Source organism: Mariniflexile aquimaris, from assembly GCF_042676825.1.
Lineage (GTDB): Bacteria > Bacteroidota > Bacteroidia > Flavobacteriales > Flavobacteriaceae > Mariniflexile > Mariniflexile aquimaris.
On the sequence record NZ_JBHTIB010000008.1, the window covers coordinates 52,070 to 78,018 of the forward strand.

20 protein-coding genes and 1 riboswitch are annotated in these 25,949 nt (G+C 35.1%); of the genes, 18 read left to right on the forward strand and 2 right to left on the reverse strand.

Features of this window, described 5'->3' with window-relative positions; genetic code table 11:
* Positions 1-136 precede the first annotated feature (136 nt).
* The 13 genes from ACFQ0I_RS05245 to ACFQ0I_RS05305 all read left to right on the forward strand — a co-directional run bounded on the left by ACFQ0I_RS05245 (position 137) and on the right by ACFQ0I_RS05305 (position 14,876).
* Positions 137-1,729, forward strand: coding sequence for an NADP-dependent glyceraldehyde-3-phosphate dehydrogenase (locus tag ACFQ0I_RS05245; protein WP_379940078.1), 1,593 nt, complete (start codon positions 137-139; stop codon positions 1,727-1,729).
* 468 nt (positions 1,730-2,197) lie between these two features.
* Positions 2,198-2,815 carry a GNAT family N-acetyltransferase gene (locus tag ACFQ0I_RS05250; RefSeq protein ID WP_379940080.1) on the forward strand — a complete coding sequence of 206 codons (618 nt, stop codon included), beginning with the start codon at positions 2,198-2,200 and terminating at the stop codon, positions 2,813-2,815.
* A gap of 38 nt (positions 2,816-2,853) precedes the next feature.
* The gene (locus tag ACFQ0I_RS05255; RefSeq protein ID WP_379940081.1) at positions 2,854-4,029 is read left to right on the forward strand and encodes an argininosuccinate synthase; all 1,176 of its coding nucleotides are present in this window, start codon (positions 2,854-2,856) and stop codon (positions 4,027-4,029) included.
* 93 nt (positions 4,030-4,122) lie between these two features.
* A complete protein-coding gene (argC, locus tag ACFQ0I_RS05260) occupies positions 4,123-5,106 on the forward strand; it encodes an N-acetyl-gamma-glutamyl-phosphate reductase (RefSeq protein ID WP_379940083.1) in 984 nt (327 codons plus the stop codon).
* 266 nt (positions 5,107-5,372) lie between these two features.
* The gene (gene proC / locus ACFQ0I_RS05265; protein ID WP_379940085.1) at positions 5,373-6,167 is read left to right on the forward strand and encodes a pyrroline-5-carboxylate reductase; all 795 of its coding nucleotides are present in this window, start codon (positions 5,373-5,375) and stop codon (positions 6,165-6,167) included.
* Between the two features lies 1 nt (position 6,168).
* On the forward strand, positions 6,169-7,308 hold the full coding sequence (locus ACFQ0I_RS05270; protein WP_379940087.1) for an aspartate aminotransferase family protein: 1,140 nt from the start codon (positions 6,169-6,171) through the stop codon (positions 7,306-7,308).
* A 146-nt stretch (positions 7,309-7,454) separates the two neighbouring features.
* Positions 7,455-8,651 (forward strand): glutamate-5-semialdehyde dehydrogenase, encoded by a 1,197-nt coding sequence (locus ACFQ0I_RS05275; RefSeq protein ID WP_379940089.1) that lies wholly within the window; start codon positions 7,455-7,457, stop codon positions 8,649-8,651.
* A 66-nt stretch (positions 8,652-8,717) separates the two neighbouring features.
* Complete coding sequence (gene proB, locus ACFQ0I_RS05280; RefSeq protein ID WP_379940091.1) at positions 8,718-9,479, forward strand: glutamate 5-kinase; 762 nt, start codon at positions 8,718-8,720, stop codon at positions 9,477-9,479.
* A 180-nt stretch (positions 9,480-9,659) separates the two neighbouring features.
* Positions 9,660-10,598, forward strand: coding sequence for an N-acetylornithine carbamoyltransferase (locus ACFQ0I_RS05285; protein ID WP_379940093.1), 939 nt, complete (start codon positions 9,660-9,662; stop codon positions 10,596-10,598).
* 67 nt (positions 10,599-10,665) lie between these two features.
* Positions 10,666-11,457 (forward strand): acetylglutamate kinase, encoded by a 792-nt coding sequence (argB, locus tag ACFQ0I_RS05290; RefSeq protein ID WP_379940096.1) that lies wholly within the window; start codon positions 10,666-10,668, stop codon positions 11,455-11,457.
* A 1-nt stretch (position 11,458) separates the two neighbouring features.
* On the forward strand, positions 11,459-12,532 hold the full coding sequence (locus ACFQ0I_RS05295; protein ID WP_379940098.1) for a M20 family metallo-hydrolase: 1,074 nt from the start codon (positions 11,459-11,461) through the stop codon (positions 12,530-12,532).
* A 133-nt stretch (positions 12,533-12,665) separates the two neighbouring features.
* Positions 12,666-13,940: an argininosuccinate lyase gene (gene argH, locus ACFQ0I_RS05300; RefSeq protein ID WP_379940100.1), complete on the forward strand. Its 1,275-nt coding sequence runs from the start codon at positions 12,666-12,668 to the stop codon at positions 13,938-13,940.
* A gap of 24 nt (positions 13,941-13,964) precedes the next feature.
* Positions 13,965-14,876 (forward strand): alpha/beta hydrolase, encoded by a 912-nt coding sequence (locus ACFQ0I_RS05305; RefSeq protein WP_379940102.1) that lies wholly within the window; start codon positions 13,965-13,967, stop codon positions 14,874-14,876.
* Positions 14,877-15,028: 152 nt separating this feature from the next.
* On the opposite strand, the gene leuB is transcribed toward ACFQ0I_RS05305, so the two are convergent.
* Both leuB and ACFQ0I_RS05315 read right to left on the reverse strand, forming a co-directional pair.
* Complete coding sequence (leuB, locus tag ACFQ0I_RS05310) at positions 15,029-16,147, reverse strand: 3-isopropylmalate dehydrogenase (protein WP_379940104.1); 1,119 nt, start codon at positions 16,145-16,147, stop codon at positions 15,029-15,031.
* Positions 16,148-16,193: 46 nt separating this feature from the next.
* Entirely contained in the window at positions 16,194-17,369 is a 1,176-nt protein-coding gene (locus ACFQ0I_RS05315) for a 2-isopropylmalate synthase (RefSeq protein WP_379940106.1), read from the reverse strand.
* 148 nt (positions 17,370-17,517) lie between these two features.
* On the opposite strand from ACFQ0I_RS05315, the gene ACFQ0I_RS05320 reads away from it, so the two are divergent.
* The 5 genes from ACFQ0I_RS05320 to ACFQ0I_RS05340 all read left to right on the forward strand — a co-directional run bounded on the left by ACFQ0I_RS05320 (position 17,518) and on the right by ACFQ0I_RS05340 (position 25,885).
* A complete protein-coding gene (locus ACFQ0I_RS05320) occupies positions 17,518-19,068 on the forward strand; it encodes a hypothetical protein (RefSeq protein WP_379940107.1) in 1,551 nt (516 codons plus the stop codon).
* Positions 19,069-19,186: 118 nt separating this feature from the next.
* A riboswitch (SAM riboswitch) is annotated at positions 19,187-19,311 on the forward strand.
* 122 nt (positions 19,312-19,433) lie between these two features.
* Entirely contained in the window at positions 19,434-20,708 is a 1,275-nt protein-coding gene (locus ACFQ0I_RS05325; protein ID WP_379940110.1) for an O-acetylhomoserine aminocarboxypropyltransferase/cysteine synthase family protein, read from the forward strand.
* A gap of 14 nt (positions 20,709-20,722) precedes the next feature.
* Positions 20,723-24,124 carry a bifunctional aspartate kinase/homoserine dehydrogenase I gene (gene thrA, locus ACFQ0I_RS05330; protein ID WP_379940113.1) on the forward strand — a complete coding sequence of 1,134 codons (3,402 nt, stop codon included), beginning with the start codon at positions 20,723-20,725 and terminating at the stop codon, positions 24,122-24,124.
* A 164-nt stretch (positions 24,125-24,288) separates the two neighbouring features.
* Positions 24,289-25,455, forward strand: coding sequence for a trans-sulfuration enzyme family protein (locus ACFQ0I_RS05335; protein WP_379940115.1), 1,167 nt, complete (start codon positions 24,289-24,291; stop codon positions 25,453-25,455).
* Between the two features lie 13 nt (positions 25,456-25,468).
* A complete protein-coding gene (locus ACFQ0I_RS05340; RefSeq protein WP_379940118.1) occupies positions 25,469-25,885 on the forward strand; it encodes an RrF2 family transcriptional regulator in 417 nt (138 codons plus the stop codon).
* The last annotated feature ends 64 nt before the right edge of the window (positions 25,886-25,949 follow it).

Sequence of the window (25,949 nt, forward strand, 5' to 3'; positions counted from 1 at the left end):
TTTTATACATTTTAATTAAATGTATTTTGTAGATTAAGAATATGCTATTTTTTGTTTCATGCCATTTGATTCAAACAATTTTCACTTATATTATAAGTATCTTAGCTTTGTTTTTTAACTAAAAATCTATTTAAAAATGAGTACAAGTTTTATGGAAATTCCAGACCTATATAAAATCGATTCACTTCTTCATCAAAAAACATATTTATCAGACGGTAAATTAATTGAATGGAAAGGTGAAACAGCAGAAATATATTCAACTATTTCATCAACAGAAGATTATAAGCCTACACTCCTAGGGACCATTCCGCAATTAGGAGAAAAAGAAGCTTTAGAAGTTTTAAATTCTGCCTTAACTGCTTACAATAAAGGTCAGGGATTATGGCCCACTATGAAGGTGGTAGATCGCATTGCGTGTATGGAAAAGTTTGTAAATCAAATGAAAACCAAGCGCGAGGAAATTGTAAAACTTTTAATGTGGGAAATTGGAAAAAATTTACCCGATTCGCAAAAAGAGTTCGATAGAACCGTCGATTATATTTACGATACCATCGAAGCCTATAAACAAATAGACCGAGATTCAGCCAAATTTGAAAAAAACGAAGGGGTTTATGCCCACATTCGAAGAGGACCAATAGGGGTTGTTTTGTGTTTGGGTCCTTATAATTATCCGTTAAATGAAACATTCACATTATTAATTCCTGCCTTAATAATGGGGAACCCAGTAATTTTTAAGCCTGCTAAGTTAGGTGTGTTATTAATTTCACCATTATTAGAAGCCTTTCAAAACAGTTTTCCAAAAGGGGTTGTAAATGTTATTTATGGTCGCGGACGTGTCTTGGCAACACCAATTATGCAATCTGGAAAAATAGACGTGTTGGCTTTAATTGGGAATAGTAAATCTGCCAACGCCTTGCAATCGCAACACCCTAAGGGAAATAGATTGCGCATGGTATTGGGCTTAGAAGCTAAAAATCCAGCCATTGTATTGCCTGACGCCGATTTAGATTTAACCGTCGATGAATGTATCGCGGGTACCTTATCTTTTAATGGGCAACGTTGTACAGCGTTAAAATTAGTATATGTGCACGAATCGATTGTAGATGAATTTAACAAGCGCTTTGCAGCAAAAGTAGATACTCTTAAGTTTGGAAATCCATGGGAGTCTGGTGTTAAATTAACACCGCTACCAGAAGTTGAAAAGCCAGGGTATATTAAAGATTTAATAACCGATGCCTTAAGTAAAGGCGCCAAAATATTAAACAAAAAAGGTGGTGAAATGACTGAAAATTTCATTTACCCAGCGGTGTTATATCCTGTTAATAAGGATATGGATGTGTTTAATGAAGAGCAATTTGGTCCTGTAATACCTGTAATTCCTTTTGAAGATATTGAAGAACCGTTGCATGATATGGCAGAATCTAATTACGGACAGCAAGTAAGTTTGTTTGGTAAAAATATTTATACACTTTCGCCTTTAATTGATACACTGGTTAATTTAGTGTGTCGTGTTAATTTGAATAGTTCTTGCCAAAGAGGACCAGACGTATATCCATTTACGGGTAGAAAAGATTCGGCTTATAGTACTCTAAGTGTTCATGATGCGTTGCGTTCGTTTTCTATAAGAACCTTTGTGGCGTCTAAGGATAACGATTATAATAATGCTATATTAAAAGAATTGTTAGATAAGAAAACGTCTAACTTTATAAGCACCGATTATATATTGTAAAAAACGCATAAAATGGCAAGAGATTTCATTGAATTTTATTTTAAAATATTCAATGAAATATATTTATAATGAGTTATTTATGAGAAAAGGAATGTAATTAGACGGATATTGATAATTTTTTTAAAAAAGTATTTGCTTTTTTTAATTTGTATTAAATAAAATTATAGTTTTACAATATGAAAACTTTAAAAAATAAAATACGTTGTTCTATACCCGGTTTGCCAGCGCACAATCGCCGCCGCTTTTAATCTTATTATAATAGCAAAACCAAAACGTAATTTTAATTTTTATTCTTAGTGTACAAAATATCATTTATAGCATTTCAAAATTTAGTTAGTTATTTAATTAACAAGCGTTTCTTTGGCTATATTTTTCCTCGTCGCCCGTAAGGGTGTACTTCATTTTAAATGTACTAGCGAAGTCTAGAAGATAAAAAAACTCTAATTTTTAAATCATTTTATAATTATAATGGAAATTGTAATTGCCGATATATCACATTCAAAATACGCAGAAATTATTTGCGAAACTATAGCAGAGTCTGCAGCTGTTAGAGGTACTGGTATTGCTCGAAGAACGCCAGAATATATAACTAAAAAAATGGTCAATGGAAACGCTGTTATTGCTTTAGATGGCGATACGTTTGCAGGCTTTTGTTATATAGAGCTGTGGGGTCATGGTAAGTATGTAGCTAATTCGGGATTGATTGTACATCCAGATTATAGAGGTGTTGGATTAGCAAAAAAGATTAAGCATAAAGTGTTTAAGCATTCTAGAACAAAATTCCCCGATGCCAAAGTATTTAGTATCACAACAGGTTTAGCGGTGATGAAAATGAACTCTGATTTAGGATATAAACCCGTACCATTTTCAGAATTAACAGACGATCCGACGTTTTGGGATGGTTGTCAAACCTGTAAGAACTACGATGTATTAACACGTACCAACAGAAAAATGTGTTTATGCACAGGGATGTTATACGACCCGAGTGCTCAAAGTAAAATAAAGCCTAAAAAAATTAAAGAAAAGGTCTTTAATAGATTAAAACATATTAAAGAAACCATGTTTTTAAAAAAAGATAAAAAGTAATATGTTTTCGTTTTCACGGAAATAAAAAAAGTAATTCAATGAAAAAATTAGTAATAGCATACAGCGGCGGATTAGATACTTCGTACTGTGCAGTAAGTTTATCAAAAAAATTCGATGTTCATGCAGTAAGCGTAAATACGGGTGGATTTACAAAAACCGAAATAGAACACATAGAATCGAACGCCTATAAAATGGGCGTTTCAACATATAAGAATATTGATGCTGTTGCCACTTTTTATCAGAAGGTAGTAAAGTATTTGATATTTGGTAACGTTTTAAAAAACAACACCTATCCGTTATCGGTAAGTGCAGAACGTATTATTCAAGCTATTGAAATTGTTGAGTACGCTAAAAGTATAGGTGCAGAATACATCGCGCACGGAAGTACCGGAGCCGGTAACGACCAGGTACGTTTCGATATGATTTTTCAAACCTTAGCGCCAGAAATTCAAATCATCACGCCTATTAGAGATGAAAAATTAACGAGACAAGAAGAAATCGATTATTTAAAAGCCAATGGCATCGATATGTCTTGGGAAAAGGCGAAATATTCTATTAATAAAGGACTTTGGGGAACCAGTGTTGGAGGGTCTGAAACTTTGACTTCTGATAAACCATTACCAGATAGCGCATATCCTTCGCAATTAAAACATACAGAAAACGAAAAGGTAAAATTAACTTTCGAAAAAGGTGAATTGGTAGCCGTAAACGGTATTGAAAACGACCCTGAAATTAATATAGAAACTTTAAATAATTTAGCAAAAGCCTATGCTATTGGTCGCGATATTCATGTGGGCGACACGATTGTGGGGATTAAAGGACGTGTTGGTTTTGAAGCTCCTGCGGCATTAATTACTATTAAAGCGCATCATTTATTAGAAAAGCATACGCTTACAAAATGGCAATTGCAGCATAAAGAATATTTAGCGAGTTTCTATGGCATGCATTTACACGAAGGTCAGTATTTAGATCCCGTAATGCGTAACATTGAAGCCTTTTTACAAAGTAGTCAGGAGATGGTGAGTGGTGATGTAACGGTAACTTTAAGACCATATCATTTCACTTTAGATGGTATTAGCTCTGAGCACGATTTAATGAGTGCGAAATTTGGAAGTTACGGTGAAGAAAACAAAGGTTGGACAGCCGATGAAGCGAAAGGATTTATTAAAATCTTCGGAAATCAAAACAAAATTTATCATCAAGTTAATTCTTAATTTGAAGTGAAACTTAGACCTGCAAGGTTTTCAAAACCTAGTAGGTTTAAAAAATGAAACTTTGTAGTTTCAAAATTAAAGTAAAAGAGTAAAATGAAAAACATTAAAGTTGGAATTATAGGAGGCGCAGGTTACACTGCAGGAGAATTAATTAGATTGTTAATTAATCACCCAAACGCAGAACTTGATTTTGTGTACAGCACTTCCAATGCGGGAAACAGCATTAACAAAATTCATCAGGATGTGATTGGTGATTTAGATATGAAATTTACCGATACCATCAACCCCAATGTAGATGTGCTGTTTTTATGTTTAGGACATGGAAATTCGGTTAAGTTTTTATCGGCTAATACGTTTTCAGCTACCACTAAAATTGTCGATTTAGGAAATGATTTCCGACTAGAAAAAGATAAAGTTTTTAACGGGAAAACCTTTGTATATGGCTTGCCGGAATTACAAAGAGATGCCATTAAAAAAGCAGATTATATTGCAAATCCGGGATGTTTCGCAACAGCTATTCAATTAGGGTTGTTGCCGCTTGCGGAAAAAGGATTGCTTACAAACGATGTGCATATTAATGCGGTTACAGGTGCTACGGGTGCTGGAACCTCGTTGTCTGAAACCTCGCATTTCCCTTGGAGAGACAATAACTTTTCGTATTACAAACCGTTTACGCATCAGCATTTAGGGGAGATTAATCAATCGGTTAAACAGTTGCAAAGCAGTTTTGCTTCCGAAATTTTGTTTATGCCGAATCGCGGGAATTTTTCGAGAGGGATTTTTGCCACCTTATACACCGATTTTGAAGGTAGTTTAGAAGACGCTAAAGCCATGTTTAAAGCCTATTATAAAGATGCTAAATATACCTTTGTTTCTGATGTGGTGTTGCATTTAAAGCAAGTGGTTAATACCAACAAGGGTTTAATCCATTTGCATAAGCATAACAATAAATTACTAGTAACCAGTATGATAGATAATTTATTAAAAGGTGCTTCTGGACAGGCGGTTCAGAATATGAATTTGATGTTTGGATTGGAAGAAACCACAGGATTGCAATTAAAAGCGACTTATTTTTAAAGCCCCACCTAACCTCCCCAAAGGGGAGGAATAGATTGCGGTAAAAATATTATAATAATGAATAATCACGCCCCAAATTCCCCTCCTTTGGAGGGGTTAGGGGAGGAAAAAGATATAGCGGAAAGCGCGACCGAGAGAGTTCCTGCAAGGTTTTGAAAACCTTGTAGGTATTAGCGGAGGGAACGTCAAAATGAATAAGCAAGAGTAATCACACCCTAGTTTTCCCCTCCTTTGGAGGGGGTTAGGGGAGGAAAAAAGAACATATTATGAAAATAGCCATTATAGGAACTGGAAATTTAGGAAGTTCTATTGCAAAAGGACTTATCAATAATAAGTCGTTTTCATCATTGCATTTGGCCGATAGGAATACGGCGAATGTTGATGTTTATAAAAATGAGGACAATGTAACGATTACCAATGATAATGCCTTGGCGGTGGCTCAAAGCGATATGGTGATTTTTGCACTGCAACCTAAGCATATTAATGCGGTTTTAGAGAGTGTATCGTCTATTATTACCGAAAAGCATATTATTATTTCGGTGGCTGCTGGTGTTGAAATTCCTAGAATTGAAGGTATTATTGGAAAAGATAAAAACATTATACGTGTGATGCCTAACACAGCGATTTCTATTGGTAAATCCATGACCTGTATTGCGGCTAATAATAAAGCCCAAGACAAGGTTGGTTTAGCGCAAGAGGTGTTTAACCAATTGGGAACTACCTTGGTAATTCCTGAAGATTTAATTCAAGCAGCAACTGTAATTTGTGCTAGTGGAATAGCGTTCTGGATGCGCCTTGTGCGTGCCACGACTCAAGGAGCTATTCAATTAGGTTTTGAAGCCCACGAAGCACATCAATTGGCAACACAAACTTGTTTTGGTGCTGCGAGTTTATTGTTAGAATCTGGGAGACATCCAGAACAAGAAATAGACCGCGTTACCACACCAAGTGGTTGTACTATTGAAGGGCTAAATGCTATGGAACATCAAGGTTTAAGCTCTGCTTTGATACAAGGTATTGTTGCTTCTTTCGAGAAAATTAATCAAATTAAAAAGAATTAAAATGCCATTATTTGACGTTTATCCATTATATAATGTAACACCAGTTTCAGGTAAAGACATGCATGTCTACGACGAAAATTGTGTTGAATATTTAGACCTTTACGGAGGTCATGCCGTAATTTCTATTGGGCATTCACACCCAAATTATGTGGAGGCTGTTACAAACCAAGTGAAGACTTTAGGGTTTTATTCCAATGCCATTCAGAATCCGTTACAAGTTGAGCTGGCCGATAAAATTGAAGCGCTTTCTGGTTGTAAAGGCTACGAATTATTTTTATGTAATTCTGGTGCAGAAGCTAATGAGAATGCTTTAAAATTAGCATCCTTTAAAACAGGAAAATCCCGTGTTATTGCGTTTAACAATGGGTTTCACGGACGTACATCGGCAGCGGTAGCGGCAACCGATAATAAAAATATTGTGGCACCTATTAATGCACAGCAACAGGTGACTTTTTTAGCACTGAATGATATTGAAGGTGTTAAAAGAGAATTGGAAAAAGGTGATGTTTGTGCGGTTATTGTAGAGTTTATTCAGGGTGTTGGTGGCTTAGACCAAGGTACAGCTGAATTTTTTGAGCAAGTTGATAAACTTTGTAAAGCAAACAATACTTATTTTATTGCTGATGAGGTGCAATCGGGTTACGGACGTTCAGGTAAATTCTTCGCGTTTCAGTATTACAACGTAACACCGGAAGTGATTTCCATAGCTAAAGGCATGGGGAATGGGTTCCCAATTGGAGGAATTTTAATTCACCCAGATATTGAAGCGAGGCATGGTATGTTAGGCACTACATTTGGTGGTAACCATTTAGCGTGTGCTGCTGGTTTAGCAGTATTAAACACTATTGAGGAAGAAAATTTAATTGCTAATGTGAATGAAATTTCAGACTATTTTATTTCTGTAGCTAAAACCATTCCTCAGATAAAAAATATCAAAGGAAAAGGGTTGATGATTGGTCTGGAATTCGACTTTGAAGTTGGCGACCTAAGAAAAAAACTTATTTACGAACATCACATATTTACAGGCGGTGCTTCTAACAAAAAACTGATTAGAATTTTACCACCATTAACTATTAAAAAAGAACACGTCGATCAGTTTTTCAAGGCTTTAAATGAAGTTTTGAAAACGGTCGAAAAATAAAAATGGAGAAACAAAGCAGCAAAGTTTTAAAGCGTAGAAACTCTGAAACTTTGCAGATTTGTAAATCAAAAAATCTGGAATTAAAAAAAATTCTGAAAAATAAGCGCATAACTGAAAACTGTGACTGCGACTGAAAACTAAAATTTATGAATACCTTATTAAACATAGAAACAAGAAATGCTGTATTACTTAAAATGGCAGCCCTTTTAGAACGAGAAAGAGCTGAAATTATTAAAATTAATAAAGCCGATTTGGATGCTTATGATGGCGATGATATTTCTATGTACGATCGATTAAAAGTAGATGATTCTAAAGTAGATGAAATGATTAAAGCTGCAACACATTTGGCGTCGCAAGATGACCCAGTTGGTGTAGAACGTTTCAGCTTTAAACACGATAATGGCATGCAGGTTTATAACAAAACGGCTTCATTTGGAACCATTTTGATTATTTATGAATCGCGTCCAGATGTTACCGTGGAAGCTGCAGGAATAGCTTTTAAATCGGGAAATAAAATTTTATTAAAGGGCGGAAAAGAGTCTTTAAAATCAAATTTAAAAATAGTGGACCTTTGGCATCAGGCGCTAGAAAGTCAGAATGCCTCAAAAGAATGGGTTGAATATTTACAATTCAACAGAACCGAAACTCAGGCATTTTTAGAAAAACCAACACAAAAACTCGATTTAATTGTACCACGTGGTGGCGAACGCTTAATTGCGTTTGTAAAAGAGCATGCATCGTGTCCGGTAATCATCAGTGGACGTGGTAATAACTTTGCATACGTGCATAAAGAAGCGGATTTAGACATCGCTCTAAAAGTTATAATCAATGCAAAAACAGCAAAAATTTCAGCATGTAATGCCTTGGATAAAGTGTTGATTGATGAAAATCTTCCGAATAAAGAAGCCTTCATAAAGACATTAATTTCGAAATTAAAAGAATATAAAGTACAAATTTTAGGCGATGAAGCCATTTCAAAATTTGAAAGCGTTGAAGCTATTGAATCGGACGATATCTGGTGTCAGGAGTTTTTAGATTATAAAATTGCCATCGCAGAAATAGCGTCGAATGAGGCAACTATTGCGATGATAAACAAATATTCTGGTGGTCATTCGGCGACAATCATCACAACAAATAATGCGGTTGCCGAAGTATTTATGGCAAACGTAGATACGGCGGCGGTTTATCATAATGCCTCAACGCGTTTTACCGATGGTAGCCAAATGGGATTAGGTGGAGAATTAGCCATCAGCACCGATAAATTACACCAACGAGGCCCTATCGGGTTACAACATTTGGTTACAAATAAATGGTATGTTCATGGTAATGGACAAATAAGATAAGCTAATAATGGGCATTTAATAAAAAGCGAACGCCTGTAGCAAATTAAAGAGCGAAGTTTTAAATAGATGAAGAAAAAACGCATATTACTTAAAGTTGGTTCTAATACCCTTACCAAAGAAACCGATAATATTTCTTGGGGTAAAATTGAGGATTTGGCAAATCAAATGGCAAAACTTCAAGATACTTGCGAGTTTATTATAGTAAGTTCTGGGGCTATTGCTGCCGCTAAACAGTTTGTAAAACTAGAAAGTAAAGGCAAGGAAATTAAGGTAAAACAAGCGTTGGCATCTATTGGTCAGCCGCATTTAATTCGTATTTATCAAGATATTTTTAGGGAATGTGGTTTGGCAACATCACAATGTTTACTATCGTATTCCGATTTCGAAAAGGAACAGAGCCGAACAAATATTGTAAATACTATTAATGTGTTGGTTGCTAATAATTTCATTCCTATTATCAACGAAAATGATACCGTAGCAACCGATGAAATTAAATTTGGTGATAACGATAAATTAGGAGCATTAACAGCGTCTCTTTTGAAAGCCGATTTATTTATAATTGCAACAAATACCAATGGTATTTACACCAAAGAATCCATGGAAAATGGCACGCCAGAAACCATTGAACTGGTAGCGGATTTTGAGGAATTAGCAAAACAGGTGGTAAATTCAAAATCATCACACGGCAGCGGTGGTATGCAATCTAAAATAGAGGCAGCTTCGGTAACTAGAAAGGCAAATATAGAAACATGGATTGTAAACGGTTTAGAAGATAATTTCATTTTGAATGCCTTCGATAATAAAATTCCGTTTACCAAAATAAAATAAATTATCCTGCAAGGTTCTACAACATTGTAGGTCTGGGAACAAGTTATCCTGCAAGGTTTCAAAAACCTTGTAGTATTATAAAAAAATATATTAATGGTTTTAATAACCAATCAAGGCTAAAAATAAGTTATCCTACAAGGATTCAAAAACCTTGCAGTTTTTAAGAATAATATTAAAAAAATGAAACATTACACCTCCATAAAAGATATAGATGATATCACTATTTGGATTCAGGAAGCTAAGGCATTAAAGAGAAATCCGCTTAATTATAAAGAGCTTGGAAAAAATAAAACCTTAGGCTTATTATTTTTTAATTCCAGTTTACGTACGCGTTTAAGTACTCAAAAAGCAGCTTTAAACTTAGGGATGGATCCTATTGTAATGAATGTGTCTGGTGATGCTTGGGGTATTGAATTTGGTGATGGCACCATTATGAACGGTAACACTGCAGAACACATCAAGGAAGCTGCCGCTGTGGTATCACAATATTGCGATATTATTGCAGTAAGAGCATTTCCAACCTTAACGGATAAGGAAAAAGACGAAAGCGAACAAGTATTAAATGCCTTTGTTAAATATGCGTCTGTGCCCATTGTAAATATGGAAAGCGCTACGGGACATCCGTTGCAAGCATTAACCGATGCAATTACAATTTCAGAATTTAAACAAAAGGATAAACCAAAAGTAGTTTTAAGTTGGGCACCACACATCAAAGCCTTACCACATGCTGTGGCAAATAGTTTTATTCAAGCCATGCAAAAAATGGATGTGGAGTTTGTGGTTACCCACCCGGAAGGTTACGATTTAAGTCCGGACATAATGAGTAATACCAAGGTGAATTACAATCAAACCGAAGCTTTAAAAGATGCCGATTTTGTTTATGTGAAGAACTGGAGTAATTATAAGGATTACGGAAAAGTAACGAATACCGACCCAAATTGGATGATTACAAAAGAGAAAATAGGCGATGCTAAATTTATGCACTGTTTACCGGTGAGACGAAATTTAATTGTTGAAGATGCGGTGTTAGATAGTGATAGTTCTATCGTTATACAGCAAGCAAACAATAGAACCTATGCAGCACAATTGGTGTTGAAAAAAATACTTGAAGATTTATAAAATCTTTGAGATGCTGAACTCGTTTCAGCATCTCAACCAAAAAAATGGATGCTGAAATAAATTCAGCATGACAAATAAAATGAAAGAAAAACTATCCATAGTAAAAATAGGAGGAAATATCATTGAAGACGATGCCGCTTTAAAAGACTTTCTAAAGTTGTTTTCCAAATTAGAAGGCAAGAAAATTTTGGTGCATGGTGGTGGCAAACGCGCTACGGCAATTGCTTCAAAATTGGGCATAGAATCTAAAATGGTAAATGGCAGACGTATTACCGATGCCGAAACTTTAGAAGTGATTACCATGGTGTATGGTGGTCTGGTAAACAAAAATGTTGTGGCACAATTGCAAGCTTTAAACATTGATGCTATTGGATTAACTGGTGCCGATATTAACAGCATTGCTTCAGAAAAAAGACCCGTAAATGAGGTGGATTTTGGTTTTGTAGGCGATGTTAAAAAAGTGGCACACAAGTCTATCGATAAATTAATTCAGGCCGATTTTACACCCGTGTTTTGCGCCATTACACACGATGGCAACGGACAATTATTAAACACCAATGCCGATACCATTACGTCTCAATTAGCCGTTGGTATGAGCAAACTATACGAAACTTCCATCTATTACTGTTTCGAATTAAATGGCGTTTTAAAAGACATAAACGATAAAAATTCAGTAATAAAACATATAACTACCAAGCTATATTCAGAATTGCTGGCAGAAGGTATTATTGCCGATGGGATGCTTCCAAAACTGGAAAATTGTTTCGATGCTCTTAATAACGGCGTAAACACCATCAATATGGGAAACACCAATATGTTAACCCAAGAAAACGATAATTTTACAAGAATAACATTATAAAATGGCTTTACAAGAATTAACAAACGATGCGATTTCACTATTAAAACAGTTAATAGAAACGCCTTCTTTTTCTTCGGAAGAAGATCAAACAGCATCGCATATAGAAGCTTGGTTGAAGCGATATGATATAGCATTTAAACGAACAGGTAACAACGTTTGGGCAACCAATAAATACTTTGATGCGAGCAAACCCAACATGTTGCTTAATTCGCACCACGACACCGTAAAACCAAACACAGCCTACACAAAAGACCCGTTTAAAGCCATTGTAGAAGATGGTAAATTATACGGTTTAGGGAGTAACGATGCCGGTGGCGCTTTGGTGTCTTTAATTGCAACCTTTGCCTATTTTTACAATCATAAAGATTTAAAGTATAATTTAATTTTGGTCGCTTCCGCGGAAGAAGAAAGCAGCGGACCGAATGGTTTAAACTCCATGTTGAAAATCATTCCTAAAATTGATGTAGCCATTGTAGGCGAGCCTACTTTGATGCATTTAGCTGTAGCCGAAAAAGGCTTGGTTGTTTTTGATGCTAAAGTAAAAGGAACTGCGAGTCATGCGGCACATCCAAATGATGATAATCCAATTTATAAAGTTATTGAAACCTTACAATGGTTTAAAGATTTAAAGTTTGAAAAAGGCTCAGATACTTTAGGAGATGTAAAATTAACAGTCACTCAAATTAACGCTGGAAAACAGCACAACGTGGTGCCTGCCGATGTAGAATTGGTGATTGATGTACGTGTAAACGATAAATATACCAATGCTGAAATTGCAGATTTTTTACAACAAAACGCACCATGTGATAGCATTGTACCGCGTAGCTTAAATTTAAACTCGTCGTCTATACCAGTAGATCATGCATTGGTAAAAGCCGGAATTGCGATGGGAAGAACCACATATGGCTCACCAACATTATCAGATCAAGCATGGTTATCATGTAAATCATTAAAATTAGGACCAGGCGATAGCCCACGTTCACATTCAGCGGATGAATATATTTATTTACATGAAATTGAAGAAGGCATAAAAATTTATGTTGAATTGTTGAATCGGGTATTAATTCCTGCGTAGGCAGGAATCTCAATTGTCTGGTCTAGACAGAACGAATCAACGCATAAACAAATAAACAAGAGATTCCCGTCTTCACGGGAAGAAAAGTATTAACTAAAACTGAAAGTAGAGATTTCTGCTTTCGCAGAAATTTATGAAACTCTGGGATAAAGGCATATCAATCGATAAAAAAATAGAACAATTCACCGTTGGAAACGACAGAGAAATTGATGTTCATATAGCAAAATACGATGTTATCGCATCAAAAGCGCACGCTAAAATGCTTCAAAAAATTGGCATTTTAACTACTAATGAATTGGTTGAATTATTGGGAGGTTTAAAAAAAATTGAAACACAGATTGCTAATGGAACCTTCGTGATTGATGCCCAATTTGAAGATGTACACTCTAAAATTGAGTTTGAATTAACAAAATCTTTAGGGGAAGTCGGCAAAAAAATACATACGGCACGTTCAAGAAACGACCAAGTTTTAGTGGCTTTACAATTGTACTACAAAGAAAATTTAGGCATTGTAAAGGAGAAAACGCAAACCCTTTTTGAAACCCTTTTAGGATTAGCCGATACATATAAAGACAACGTATTACCTGGTTACACACATTTGCAAGTTGCTATGCCATCATCATTCGGATTGTGGTTTTCGGCCTATGCCGAGGTGTTGATTGATGATGTGTATTTACTAGATGCTGCCTTAAAAACGGTGGACCAAAATCCGTTAGGGTCTGCCGCAGGTTACGGTAGTTCATTTCCTATCGATCGAGAAATGACTACCAAAGAAATGAATTTCTCAACCTTAAAATACAACGTTGTGGCTGCTCAAATGAGTCGTGGTAAAAGCGAACGTACCATTGCCGCTAGTTTAGGGAGTTTATGCAACACCATGAGCCGTTTTGCAATGGATGTGTGTTTGTATATGAGTCAGAATTTCGGATTTATTTCATTCCCAGATGAGTTAACCACCGGAAGTAGCATCATGCCGCATAAAAAGAACCCCGATGTTTTCGAACTAATTCGTGGTAAATGTAATAAAATACAAGCGTTGCAAACTGAAATGTTGCTAATTACCAATAACTTGCCAAGTGGATATCATAGAGATTTTCAGTTATTAAAAGAAAATATGATTGCTGCTTTCGAAGACGTAAAAGATATTCTCGATATTTTTAATTACTCAATTCAACAAGTCATTGTTAAGGATGTAGATATTCATAATGATTTGTATAAATACCTGTTTACAGTTGATAATATCAATACTTTAGTTGTTGAAGGGCAAAGTTTTAGAGAGGCATATCAAAAAATTGGCGGACAAGTTCAAGACGGAACTTACAAACCAGATACGTCTAAAAAACACACACATGTAGGTAGTATTCATAATTTGAGTTTAGATAAAATTAGAGCGAAGTTTCCACTTTAAATTGAAAAACATGTGAATATGGTTATGAGCAGAACCTTTTTAAATTTATGTGCTTATTTTGTTATGCTAATTGGTTTTTCTCAAAACGAAATAATTCCGTTATGGAATGGCGACATTCCCAATAGTCAAAAATCCGCAGATAAGGAAGTTATTTTAAGCACAGACGCAACGCGAATTTCGTTGGTGCAAACACCTACTTTAGAAGTGTTTTTGCCCACCAAAAAAAGCAACACAGGGAGAGCTATTATAATTTGTCCAGGTGGTGGCTATCATAATGTTGTTTACGATTGGGAAGGAACTGATATTGCAAAATGGTTTAATTCTAAAGGGATTGCAGCTTTTGTTTTAAAATATAGGCTTCCCAATACAAAATCGGTAAAAGTGTCTTTTGAAGCACCGTTGCAAGATGCACAACGTGCTTTAAGAATAGTTCGTTCACAGTCAGAGAAATGGCAGATAAACCCAAACAAAATTGGTGTTATGGGGTTTTCGGCGGGAGGTCATGTGGCTTCAACTTTAGGCACGCAATTCAATAATCCAAATAAATTTAAAGAAACGACTATCGATTCCATTTCTGCAAGACCAGATTTTATGATATTGGTATATCCTGTTGTTACCATGAAACTTGATTATACACATAAGGGATCTCGATTGAGTTTATTAGGAGAGCATCCGAGTGAGGCTTTAATTAATCAATATTCAAACGAATTGCAAGTAACTCAAAATACACCGCCGACTTTTATAGTGCATTCTGGCGACGACACTGCTGTGCCGGTTGAAAATAGTTTGAATTTCTATAAAGCCTTAAAGGACAAAGGCGTTAAAACCGAGATACATATTTATCCAGAAGGTGGCCATGGTTACAGTTTGGCTTTAGGTAAAGGCTATTTGCAAACATGGACCGATAGGTTGTATGATTGGTTGCAAAGTCTATAAATATATATACTACGGATTCAATACCTTCTTAAAATCTGTTTAATTGCCGTTAGATTCCAACCAGTTATAATGCATTAAAAAAAGCGTATTTAAAAAATACGCTTTTAAGGACATTCCAGTAATTTTAATAGGTTGGTGACTAACTCAAATAATTATATGATTGTGGATTGTCCTAAATGTATGTTGGTAAAGTTTAAGTTGGTTTCGTCTGGATGATTAATAAAATCTTCTATAAAATCCCCAACTTTTGTGGTGGTAATATTATCGTATTTGGTGTTTAAGTCTGGTGTTGTGATATGAAGTTTTAAGGCTTTATCAACACCCTCTCTCACCAAGGCAGCTTCATCGTCCAGTCCAAAATGGTCTAACAACATGGCCGCAGCTAAAATAGATGCAATCGGGTTTGCGATTCCTTTATTGGCAGCTTTTGAATATGCGCCGTGAATAGGTTCAAACATAGCATGTTTTTCACCTAATGACGCCGATGCCAGCAATCCGATAGATCCAACTATAACGCTTGCTTCTTCAGATAAGATATCACCAAACATATTTTCGGTTAATATAACATCGAATTGTTTCGGATTCATTACAAGTTCCATGGCAGCATTATCGATATACATAAAGTTTAATCGAACGTTTGGATATTGTGGTGCCATTTCTTGTACCACGCGACGCCATAAACGAGAGCTTTCCATAGCATTGGCTTTATCTACTAAGGTTAATTTTCGTCTTCTAGATTGAGCCGCTTTAAAGGCTAAATGTGCAATGCGTTCTATTTCAAATCGGGTATATTCACATATATCGGATGCGGTATTACCATCATCACTTAATTTTTTTTCACCAAAATAAATGCCCCCAGTAAGTTCTCGGTAAATAAGAATATTGGTGTTGTTTATTTGTTTTTTCTTTAAAGGAGATTTGTTTAATAAATCTTCATAAGCTATTACCGGTCTAATATTGGTGTATAAACCTAACGATTTTCTAAGCCTTAATAATCCTTGTTCTGGTCTAATCTTAGCATACGGATCTAAATCGAACGCCTCATTACCAATAGCGCCAAATAAAATGGCATCGGCTTTTTCGCAAATTGAAACGGTTTCTTCGGGTAGTGGATTGCCTGTTTTTTCAATTGCACAGGCACCAACCAAAGCATGCTGAAAGGTAAAAACGTGGTTAAATTCCATAGCGATAGCTTTCAAGACCTTTTCGGCTTGAGCTATTACTTCTGGTCCAACACCATCACCCGGTAAAACAGCAATATTTAATTTCATTTCAATTGGTTTTTAGACATTTCCTTTAAAACGGAAATATAATCTATTATGCTGAAATTATCTCCTTATATAGCTTACTATTTTCTATAATATAATGAATATCATCATCGGTTACTTCTTTCTTTTGGTCTGCGAAGTCTAAGAAATTAAGATAAATTTCATCTAACTGAAGTTTGGTTAATTCGTAACCCACATTTTTTGCTCTATAAGCCAATGCAGCACGACCACTTCTTGCAGTTAATACAATCGCAGATTCTGTAACACCAACATCTTTAGGATCGATAATTTCGTAAGTTTCACGATTTTTAATCACCCCATCTTGATGAATTCCAGAGCTATGAGCAAATGCATTAGCACCAACAATAGCCTTGTTTGGTTGTGTATAAATACCCATGCTATCAGACACTAACTGGCTAATACCATACAACATTTCTGTTTTAATATTGGTATCTAATTTTAAATAAGGATGTTGTTTTAAAATCATCACCACTTCTTCAAGGGCAGTATTACCAGCACGTTCGCCTATACCATTAATAGTACATTCAATTTGGCGTGCACCATTAATAACTCCTTCAATAGAATTTGCTGTTGCTAAACCTAAATCGTTATGGCAATGGCAAGATAAAATGGCTTTTTCAATACCTTTTACGTTTTCTTTTAAGTATTTAATTTTAGCACCATATTCATGTGGTAAACAATAGCCGGTGGTATCTGGAATGTTTAAAACGGTAGCGCCTGCTTTAATAGCGGTTTCGCAAACACGAGCTAAATAGTCGTTGTCGGTTCTTCCTGCATCTTCGGCGTAAAATTCTACATCATTTACAAAAGATTTTGCGTAACTTACAGCCTTAAAAGCGCGTTCAAGAATAGCTTCTCTTGTAGAATTAAATTTGAATTTTATATGTGAATCAGAGGTTCCTATACCAGTGTGTATACGAGGGGTTTTAGCATATTTTAATGCTTCGGCAGCTACTTTAATATCATTTTCAACAGAACGGGTTAAACCACAAACTGTTGCATGTTTTACAATTTTAGAAATAGCTTCAACCGATTTAAAATCGCCAGGACTTGAAACAGGAAAACCAGCTTCAATAATATCAACACCTAATAAATCTAGCTGTTCGGCTATGATTAGTTTTTGTTCGGTGTTTAATTTGCAGCCCGGGACTTGCTCGCCATCGCGAAGCGTTGTGTCAAAAATTTGTACGTTAGAATTAGACATTTAATAAAATAAATTTTTCTTTTGTGATACGAATTTATATTTTGGTTTGCTTAAAAGATAATGCAACTCGCTTTTTTTACGATGTTTAACTTGCTTGCTAACTTGTTAAACAGCTAATAATCAGTTAATTGATACTGTTTTTATAACTATGACAAAAGAGCAAAAAGATAATTTGTTTGTATTGGTAAAATCGCTTTCTAAGTCAGAAAAGCGTCAGTTTAAGCTATACGTAGGTCGCTTGGGTGTTAATGAAGATTCAAAGTTTTTGACGCTGTTTAATATACTCGAAAAACTGTCTGTTTACGATGAATCTGCTATTTTAAAAAAAGGAATTGTAAAAAAAGAACAATTATCTAACTTAAAAGCACATTTATATAAGCAAATTTTAATCAGTTTACGATTAAATCCATCGCATCAAAATATAAGAATTCAAATTCGAGAACAACTCGATTTTGCAACTATTTTATACCATAAAGGGCTATACAAACAAAGTTTAAAAATATTAGACAAAGCAAAAAATTTGGCCATTGCTAACGAAGAGAAAAATGTGGCTTATGAAATTGTTGAGCTCGAAAAAATTATAGAATCTCAATATATCACCCGAAGTTTAAGTAATCGCGCCGATGAGTTGTCTGTTCAGGCAAAAGAATTAAGTCAGCAAAATGTGTTGGCAAGTAAATTATCCAATTTATCGCTTCAGTTGTATGGCTTGTTTTTAAAAACAGGTTATGTAAAAAACGACAAAGAAAGCAAACGGGTTATCAAGTATTTTAATGCCAGACTTCCTAAGTACGATATAAACACTTTAGGTTTTCGCGAAAAACTTTGGTTATATAAAGCGTATTTATGGTATAGTTTTTTAACGGTCGATTTTTTATCGTGTTATAAATACGCATCCAAATGGGTGGATCTTTTTTATGAAAACAAAGATCAAATTATTTTAAATCCGGTCTTTTTTTTAAGAGGAAATCATTATTTGTTAGAAGCGCTATTTTACTTAAGGCATTATGATAAGTTTAAAGAATCGCTTATTAGATTTGAGACCATAACTAAAGAAAAATGGTTTCCATTTGACGATAATATCGATGGACTAACCTTTTTATATATTTATAACAATAAGTTTAATTTATACTTTATGGAGGGTAACTTTAAAGAAGGTTTGCCCTTAGTTGATGAGGTTTTAGAACGCTTAAAAGATTATAGTGATAGAATTGACGAGCACCACATTATGGTGTTTTACTATAAATTTGCTAGTATGTATTTTGGTGCCGGCGAACATAAAAAGTGTATTGTTTATTTAGAAAAAATAATAGACAATAAGTCGCTGCAAATGCGTGAAGATTTATTGTGTTTTGCTAGAATTTTAAATTTAGTGGCACACTACGAAGCAGGGATGGATTACAACTTGGATGTTTTGATTAGAAGCACGTATAAATTTTTAATTAAAATGGAAGACCTGTACGATGTTCAAAGAGAGTTTATTAAATTCTTAAGAGGTCTCGGAGATATTTATCCACACGAAGTTAGAAATGAATTTATAAAATTACATAAAAAGCTAAAAGAATTTGAAAACGACCCATACCAAAGTCGTGCCTTTTTATATTTAGATATTATATCGTGGTTAGAATCGAAAATTCAAAATAGAGCCATAAGTTTAGTGATTCAAAACAAATTTTACGACATGCGTTTTAACAAGTGATTCGCAGGGATTTAATGTGCGATTTCAGATATATTTTAAAAAATTCTTTAAAAAAAATTAGGATTTTAAATTTTTCTAACTGAATATTTGCACTCACAAAGTTCAAACACTTACTGAAATGTTATCAAGAAAGGTGGAGGGATTAGACCCTTTGAAGCCTTAGCAACCCTTTAAATTTATTAAAGAAGGTGCTAAATTCTACTTGATTTTTAATTCATTTATTAAAAATTGGATAGATAACCCAAAGCTATTTTTTAATTATAGTTATATTTTCTTTTTAACATTTTTCTATTTTAAGTACGTCAGTAACATGATGCATTTGGCTTTTGGTTTAATCAATTTATTAACTGAAAAAAAACAGAAAAATGAGTACACAAAAATTAGCAACTAACGCATTACACGCAGGACACGATTTTAAAGCACATGGCGGCACCAGAGCAGTGCCTATTTATCAAACATCATCGTATGTGTTTAATAATTCAGATCATGCGGCCAACCTTTTTTCATTAAAAGAATTAGGGTTTATTTATACCAGACTTAACAATCCAACAAATCAAATTTTACAAGAACGATTAGCTGCTGTTGAAGGCGGTATTGGAGCCGTTGTTTTTGCTTCTGGAACTGCCGCAATTTCTACAGGCTTATTAACCTTATTGAAGGCAGGCGATCATATTGTCGCATCTAGTAGTTTATATGGAGGAACTTATAATTTATTAAAAGTTACCTTACCTAGATTGGGAATTACAACCACTTTTGTTGATGCCGATAATCCTGATAATTTTGCTGCTGCAGTTCAAGATAATACGAGAGCTTTCTTTGTAGAATCTTTAGGAAATCCGAAGCTGGATGTGTTAGATTTAAAATCGATTTCAGTGCATGCAAAAGCAGCAGGTGTGCCTTTTATTGTAGATAATACGGTAGCAACTCCCGCACTTTTAAATCCTATTGAACATGGCGCGAACATCGTTATTCATTCACTTACAAAATATATTGGCGGACAAGGAACATCCTTAGGCGGCGCTATTGTTGATGCTGGAACTTTTGACTGGTCAAATGGTAAATTTTCAGAATTTACAGAACCTTCAGCAGGGTATCATGGTTTAGTGTATCATGAAGCTTTAGGTGCTGCGGCGTATACATTCAAATTAATTTTAGAAGGCTTAAGAGATTTTGGAGGTGCTTTAAGTCCGTTTAATGCATTTCAAATTATTCAAGGATTAGAAACTTTACCTGTTAGAATAAAACAACATAGTCAGAATGCTTTAGAATTGGCAAAGTGGTTAGAGCAACAACCAGAAGTGGCTTGGGTAAATTATCCAGGGTTAGAAAGCAGCAAATACAAAGCACTATCCGATAAATATTTGCCAAAAGGTCAAAGTGGAATTGTTACCTTTGGCGCTAAAGGTGGATTTGATGCCGCCAAAACCATTGCCGATGAAACGAAGTTGTTCTCTTTATTAGCAAACATTGGTGACACAAAATCACTTATTATTCATCCAGCGAGTACAACCCATCAGCAATTAACAGAGGCTGAACAAGCGGCTGCTGGTGCGCCAAAAGATTTAATTCGTTTGTCTGTTGGAATTGAAGATATCGACGATTTAAAAGCCGATTTAAAAGAAGCTTTTAGCAAAATATAAATTACAAATTACTCTTGAAAAAAGATTTGCGACATATCATCATTAAAGACTTTACTACAGAAAGTAAGGTTGTTAATCCTGTAATAAACTTAAGTTATCAGGTATTTGGCAATCCCATTGGAACAGCACCAGTGGTGTTGGTAAATCATGCTTTAACAGGAAATAGTAATGTAGCTGGAAAAGATGGCTGGTGGCAAGACTTGGTTGGCGACGACAAAGTTATAGACACCAAACTTTACACAGTGTTGTCGTTTAACATTCCAGGAAATGGTTTTGATGGATTTGTAATCGACAACTATAAAGATTTTGTAGCCCGCGATATTGCAAGTTTGTTTTTAATTGGGTTGAAGGAGTTGAAAATCGACAAACTTTTTGCAATTATTGGTGGCTCATTAGGTGGCGGTATTGCATGGGAAATGGCGGTGTTAAATCCAGACATTACAGAGCATTTAATACCCGTAGCAACCGATTGGAAATCTACGGATTGGTTAATCGCTAACTGTCAGATTCAAGAGCAATTCTTGTTAAATTCCAGAAATCCTGTACACGATGCCAGAATGCATGCCATGTTATGCTACAGAACGCCAGAATCATTTAACGAGCGTTTTCAGCGTTCAAAAAATGAAGAATTAGAGATTTTTAATGTAGAAAGTTGGTTGTTACATCATGGTGAAAAGCTGCAGGAACGTTTTCAGTTATCTGCTTATAAATTAATGAATCAGCTTTTAAAAACTATCGATGTAACTAAAAACAGACCAACCGATTTTAATGTATTAGAGAATATTCACTGTAACATTCATATTATAGGAGTAGATTCCGATTTGTTTTTTACAGCCGAAGAAAATAGACAAACACACAAACAATTGGCGGTTTCAAATCCGAATGTCACGTATAATGAGATAAACTCGGTACATGGGCATGATGCATTTTTAATGGAGTACGAGCAATTAGAGAAAATAGTAGAAGGCATTTTTGTGCCAAATTCGAAAAAAAGAAGAATGAAAGTATTAAAGTTTGGAGGAAAATCTTTAGCAAATGGCGACGGATTAAACACCGTTATTTCAATTATTGAAAATAAAGTAAATGCTGGGGAGAAAATTACTGTGGTAGTTTCGGCAAGAAGTTCTGCTACAGACGATTTAGAAGATATTTTAAATAAAGCCGTAAAAGGGCATCCGTATAAAGAAGTTTTACAAGTTTTTAAAAACTATCAAACAAAGCCATTTAAAGAAGTCGATTATTCAGCTGAATTTGCAACTTTAGATAAATTATTTGAAGGTGTTAGCTTGTTGGGCGATTACAGTAAAAAAACCAAAGACGAAATTTTAGCGCAGGGCGAATTGTTATCGGTTAAATTAATTGCAGCCATATTAAACAGCAAAGGAATTAAAGCGAATGCTGTCGATTCGAGAGAATTAATTAAAACCGATGGCGCTTTTGGTAATGCCCAACCCATTTTGCAACTATCAAAAGAGAACGTTAAAAACTTTTATAAGAAAAACGGTGGCGATGTTATAAATATTGTAACAGGTTTTATTGCGTCGAATTCTAAAAATGAAACCACGACTTTAGGTAGAAATGGCAGTAATTATACTGCGGCGCTTATTGCCAATTATTTAGATGCCGAAGAATTACAGAATTACACGCATGTAAATGGCATTTATACGGCAAATCCAGAATTAGTTGAAGACGCGAAACAAATAAGAGAATTGTCGTTTAGCGAAGCGAACGAACTCGCCAATTTTGGCACTACTGTGTTACACGCAAAAACCATTATTCCGCTAGTTGAAAAAAATATAAACCTGCGAATTTTAAATACCTTCAATCCAAAAGACGAGGGTACCTTAATTACCGCCAAACCAAATTCTAAAGAAGTAACCTCGCTATCGGTTTTAGATAATGTGGCACTTTTAAATTTAGAAGGTCGTGGGTTATTAGGTAAAAGCGGGGTTGATGCTCGTATTTTTGGTGCATTAGCAAAACAAAATATAAGTGTTAGTATTATTTCGCAAGGCTCTTCAGAACGTGGTATAGGGTTAATTATTGATGCAGACCAAGCAACCCAAGCAGTTATCGCCTTAGAACGCGAATTTGAAAACGATTTCTATTCACAAGACGTCAATAAAATAGGTGTGGTTGACGATGTTTCGGTTATTTCCATAATCGGAATAGAGTTAAGTTCATTTCATAAACCATTTAATGCCCTTATAAAAAACCAAATTACGCCGTTACTATTCAATAATACAGTAACTGGAAAAAATGTGAGTTTGGTGGTTAAAAAGGACCAACTTCATAAAGCTATGAATGTGATTCATGGTGAAATTTTCGGAATTTCAAAGAAAATTAATATTGCCATTTTTGGTCACGGTTTGGTGGGTAGTGCTTTAATTAATCAGATTTTAAAATCGAAAGATGATATTGAAAAACGCAAAGGAATTAACCTGAATGTTTTTGCCATTGGAAATTCTAGAAAACTACTTTTAAACAAAAAAGGTGTTGATAAAAACTGGAAACAGGCTATTGAGTCGTCATCATTAGAAAGCTCTATTCAGCACGTTATAGATTTTGCTAAAACGCATCATTTAGAAAATTTAATTGCGGTCGATAATACAGCGAGTTCTGGTTTTTACACGAATTATGTTCCGCTTGTTGAGGCTGGTTTCGACTTAGTGTCTTCTAATAAAATAGCCAATACCATTTCGCATCAATTTTACACCGATTTACGCGAAAAATTAAAAGAGCAAAACAAGCAATATTTATATGAAACCACGGTTGGCGCGGGATTACCTCTAATCGATACCATTAAATTGCTGCATGAATCGGGCGAAAATATTACCAGAATACGCGGTGTATTCTCGGGCACATTAAGTTATTTGTTCAATAATTTTTCGGTTCAAGACAAACCGTTTAGTAAAATCATTAAAGAAACTATTGATAAAGGTTTTACGGAGCCGGACCCTAGAGAAGATTTTTCTGGAAACGATGTGGCTAGAAAATTGCTAATTTTAGCCAGAGAATTAGATTTGCAAAATGAATTTGAAGATGTTTCGGTTCAGAATTTAATTCCGGAAGCATATCAAAACATTGCTGTTACTGAATTTTTAAGTCAGTTGCATGTCTTAGATGATGAATTTCAAAAACTAAAAGAAGCACAAAAACCGGGGCATGTTTTAAGATATATTGGCGATTTGTCGGGCGATTTATCTCAAGACAAAGGCAATTTAGAAGTAAAATTAGTATCTATTCCAGGAGATAGCACATTGGGTCAAATTAAAGGATCGGATGCTATTTTTGAAATATTTACCGAGAGTTATGGCGAACAACCCATAGTAATTCAAGGTGCAGGCGCCGGTGCCGAAGTAACAGCACGAGGTGTATTTGGCGATATTTTAAGATTGTCTAAACATATAAATTAAGTTTCAGAGTCGCAAAGTTTCAAAGTTTTAAAGTCGTTAAGAGAGGGGGCTTTTTGTGTATAAAAGAAATCTAATAGCGCTGTAACTTTGTAACTTTGCTGCTTAGAAGCTTTAAAATAGAATGATAAAAATGCCTTGGCGTGGTTTAGGTAAAATAAAAAAATATGAGTAATAAAAAATTCGAAACATTAGCGATAAGAACACAGTCTGAAACCACACAATTTTCAGAGCATTCGGTTCCTTTATATTTAACATCAGGATTTGTTTTTGATGATGCCGAAGAAATGCGTGCCTCTTTTGCAGAAGAAAAGCAACGCGATTTGTATAGTCGTTATAGCAATCCTAATGTTAACGAATTTGTAGATAAAGTTTGTTTAATGGAAGGTGCCGAAGCAGGTTTTGCTTTTGCTAGTGGAATGGCTGCTGTGTTTTCAACCTTTGCAACATTGCTAGATGCGGGCGATCATGTGGTGTCATGTAGCTCTGTATTTGGTGCTACCCATGGTTTATTTACCAAATACTTTCCAAAATGGAATATAGAGTGTTCTTATTTTAATGTAAACGATGTTGAAAGTGCAGAGGGGTTAATTAAACCTAACACGAAGTTTCTGTATGCCGAAACACCAACAAATCCCGGAGTAGATGTGTTGGATTTAGACTATTTAAGTGCTCTTTGTAAAAAACACAATATACTCTTAGTGATCGACAACTGTTTTGCGACACCTTATTTGCAAAACCCTATAAAACATGGTGCCGATTTAGTAATTCACTCCGCCACTAAATTAATGGACGGACAAGGGCGTGTACTCGGCGGTATTACCGTTGGTAAAGCAGAATTAATTCGCGAAATATATTTGTTCTCGCGTCTTACGGGTCCTTCAATGAGTCCTTTTAATGCTTGGGTTTTATCGAAATCTTTAGAGACGTTAGCGGTTAGAACAGAAAAGCATTGTGAAAACGCTTTAAAATTGGCGACTTATTTAGAAGCGCATCCTAAAGTAAAATGGGTAAAATATCCTTTTTTAAAGTCACATCCTAAATACGATATCGCAAAAAAGCAAATGAGATTGGGCGGTAATATCGTTGCCTTTGAGGTAGAAGGCGGAATAGAAGGCGGGCGACAATTTTTAGATGCGATAAAAATGTGTTCCTTATCTGCCAATTTAGGAGATACTAGAACCATAGTAACGCACCCGGCAAGCACCACGCATGCCAAGGTAGAGCAAGAAGTGAAAGCAGCAGCAGGAATTACCGATGGAATGGTGCGAATTTCGGTGGGTTTAGAGCATGTAAATGATATTATTAATGATTTGGAGCAAGCCCTAAATTAACTATATTAGCATCATGCTATCTAAAAAAACAAAATACGGAATAAAGGCGCTTACTTTTATCGCTAAAAAAGAAGGGAGTCAACCCGTTCAGGTAGGCGAAATATCTAAAGGCGAAAACATTCCACAAAAATTTCTTGAGAGTATTTTACTTTCTTTAAGAAAGGCGGGATTTTTAGGCTCTAAAAAAGGAAAGCATGGCGGTTATTATCTTATAAAAAAACCGGCAGATATTCAAATGGCAGACGTTATGCGTATTTTAGAAGGTCCAATTGCCATGGTGCCCTGTGTGAGTTTGAATTTTTATGAGAAATGCGATGATTGTCCAGATGAACATGCTTGTGGTGTTCATAAACTTATGATTCAGGTTCGTGATAATACCTTAAAAGTGCTAAGAGAGAATACTTTAGAGGATTTATCGGGCTCTTCATAATTGAGGTTTTCTTAAAATACTAGACTTTTTTTTATTTTTTTTAACTTAAATAAGTAAAACAATG

Bases quoted from the DNA above. Each gene is read 5' to 3' on its own strand.
- ACFQ0I_RS05245 (WP_379940078.1), top strand. From the start codon at position 137: ATGAGTACAAGTTTTATGGAAATTCCAGACCTATATAAAATCGATTCA.
- ACFQ0I_RS05250 (WP_379940080.1), top strand. From the start codon at position 2,198: ATGGAAATTGTAATTGCCGATATATCACATTCAAAATACGCAGAAATT.
- ACFQ0I_RS05255 (WP_379940081.1), top strand. From the start codon at position 2,854: ATGAAAAAATTAGTAATAGCATACAGCGGCGGATTAGATACTTCGTAC.
- argC (WP_379940083.1), top strand. From the start codon at position 4,123: ATGAAAAACATTAAAGTTGGAATTATAGGAGGCGCAGGTTACACTGCA.
- proC (WP_379940085.1), top strand. From the start codon at position 5,373: ATGAAAATAGCCATTATAGGAACTGGAAATTTAGGAAGTTCTATTGCA.
- ACFQ0I_RS05270 (WP_379940087.1), top strand. From the start codon at position 6,169: ATGCCATTATTTGACGTTTATCCATTATATAATGTAACACCAGTTTCA.
- ACFQ0I_RS05275 (WP_379940089.1), top strand. From the start codon at position 7,455: ATGAATACCTTATTAAACATAGAAACAAGAAATGCTGTATTACTTAAA.
- proB (WP_379940091.1), top strand. From the start codon at position 8,718: ATGAAGAAAAAACGCATATTACTTAAAGTTGGTTCTAATACCCTTACC.
- ACFQ0I_RS05285 (WP_379940093.1), top strand. From the start codon at position 9,660: ATGAAACATTACACCTCCATAAAAGATATAGATGATATCACTATTTGG.
- argB (WP_379940096.1), top strand. From the start codon at position 10,666: ATGACAAATAAAATGAAAGAAAAACTATCCATAGTAAAAATAGGAGGA.
- ACFQ0I_RS05295 (WP_379940098.1), top strand. From the start codon at position 11,459: ATGGCTTTACAAGAATTAACAAACGATGCGATTTCACTATTAAAACAG.
- argH (WP_379940100.1), top strand. From the start codon at position 12,666: ATGAAACTCTGGGATAAAGGCATATCAATCGATAAAAAAATAGAACAA.
- ACFQ0I_RS05305 (WP_379940102.1), top strand. From the start codon at position 13,965: ATGAGCAGAACCTTTTTAAATTTATGTGCTTATTTTGTTATGCTAATT.
- leuB (WP_379940104.1), bottom strand. From the start codon at position 16,147: ATGAAATTAAATATTGCTGTTTTACCGGGTGATGGTGTTGGACCAGAA.
- ACFQ0I_RS05315 (WP_379940106.1), bottom strand. From the start codon at position 17,369: ATGTCTAATTCTAACGTACAAATTTTTGACACAACGCTTCGCGATGGC.
- ACFQ0I_RS05320 (WP_379940107.1), top strand. From the start codon at position 17,518: ATGACAAAAGAGCAAAAAGATAATTTGTTTGTATTGGTAAAATCGCTT.
- ACFQ0I_RS05325 (WP_379940110.1), top strand. From the start codon at position 19,434: ATGAGTACACAAAAATTAGCAACTAACGCATTACACGCAGGACACGAT.
- ACFQ0I_RS05335 (WP_379940115.1), top strand. From the start codon at position 24,289: ATGAGTAATAAAAAATTCGAAACATTAGCGATAAGAACACAGTCTGAA.
- ACFQ0I_RS05340 (WP_379940118.1), top strand. From the start codon at position 25,469: ATGCTATCTAAAAAAACAAAATACGGAATAAAGGCGCTTACTTTTATC.